2 protein-coding genes are annotated in these 1,554 nt (G+C 64.1%); both read right to left on the reverse strand.

Annotated features, from left to right (window positions below):
• The coding region (locus tag HX846_RS34920) for an MFS transporter (RefSeq protein WP_178967224.1) at nucleotides 1-1,171 on the reverse strand (1,171 nt) is incomplete at its 3' end.
• Between the two features lie 3 nt (nucleotides 1,172-1,174).
• Nucleotides 1,175-1,554, reverse strand: a 380-nt coding sequence (locus HX846_RS34925; protein WP_178967225.1) for an ABC transporter ATP-binding protein, incomplete at its 5' end; no start/stop codon positions are given.

Consider the following 1,554-nt stretch of genomic DNA (forward strand, 5'->3'; position numbering starts at 1 on the left):
ATAGCAGCAGCGCCGCCGCCACCAAGTAGGGCAGGCGAGGTTCGATCGCGTAGATCAAGGTCCCGTCCAACGGCCCGACCACCACGCCCAGGCCTTGTGCCGCACCCACCGAACCTGCCGAGGCGCCTTGCTCCGACGCATCCACCGCATTCGCCGCCAGCGCCGCGAAAGACGGGAAGATCCAGCCCATGCCGGCCGCGGACACAAAAAAGCACAGCCACAGGATCCAGGCCGTATCAGCGAACATGCTGCCGGCAAATCCCAGGGCTGACACCACCGCACCGATGCGAATCATCCGCAGCGGCGGCCACTCCAGTTTGCGCACTACCAGTTGCGAACAGATCAACGCCAGCCCGACCATGGTCAGGGCGATACCGGCAGTTTGTGCCGCATCGGCCGGGTTCATCTTCAAGCGATCCAACGCGAAAAAACCCACGGTTATCTGCGCGATCGACACACACAGCATCGCGACAAACGCCACCACCAACGGTCGACGCAGGCGCGGGTCCGAGAGGTTGACCGGCTTGGGCGGCTGCTTGAGGTGCAGCTCCTGGCGCGGCAATTTGGCCAGCAGCAACAAGAATCCCAACAGCGGTAACACCGCCATCGCATAAAACGGCAGGCTCAGGCTGTGACGCGCCAACAGCGCAGCAATCGCCGGGCCCAGCACCAGGCCGCAGGCGTTGGCGGCGCCCAGGGAAGCCATGGCCTTGGCGCGGTGCTCAGGCTCAATGTTGTCGGCCACCAGCGCATAGCCGCCCACCGGTATCGCAGCGTAGAACACGCCGATCAGGCCACGACCCAGAATCAGCCCGATAAACGCCAACATGGCCGATGGCAGCAGTTGCAGGGACGCATCGATAAACACGCACAGCGCCCAGTAGGCCAGGGTGAAACCACCGGTGCCCAGCAGCAGCACACGGCGCCGGCCCAGTCGGTCACTGGCCTGGCCCCATGGACGAGCCAGAAGCATCCAGATCACCCCGGACACGGTGACCGCCGCACCTGCCTGCCAGGTGGCCAGGCCAAGCACCCGAGCGATCGGGCCAATCAGCGAGACAAATGCCATCATCGCCATGGTGCAGGCCATGTTGGCCAACAGCAGCGGCCTCAGGTTGAATGGGCGGTCAGTGTGCAAAGTCGCGAGTGCAGCGTCTTGGGAGCTGTTCATCGGTTATCCAAGGGCAGGAGAAAAGGGCAGTCGTGCATCCACCATCACCAGCGGGCGGCCATGCACCTGTTCCAGGCGGCCACTCACACCATAGACGTTTTTCAGCAACGCCTGATTGATCACCACTTGCGGTGGCCCGGCAGCGGCCAACTGACCGTTGTGCAACACCACCACCTGATCACTGAAGCCCAGGGCGAGGTTGATGTCGTGCACCACCACCAGGGTGATCAGGTTGCGTTCGCGGGTGGCCTGGGTGATGGCTTCCACCACCTGGCACTGGTGATACAGGTCCAGGGCGCTGGTGGGTTCGTCCAGCAGCAACACCCGAGGCTGGCGCACCAGGGCCTGGGCCAGGCCCACCAGTTGGCGCTGGCCACCGGAAA

Source organism: Pseudomonas sp. K5002, assembly GCF_013386655.1.
In the GTDB taxonomy this organism is placed as follows: domain Bacteria; phylum Pseudomonadota; class Gammaproteobacteria; order Pseudomonadales; family Pseudomonadaceae; genus Aquipseudomonas.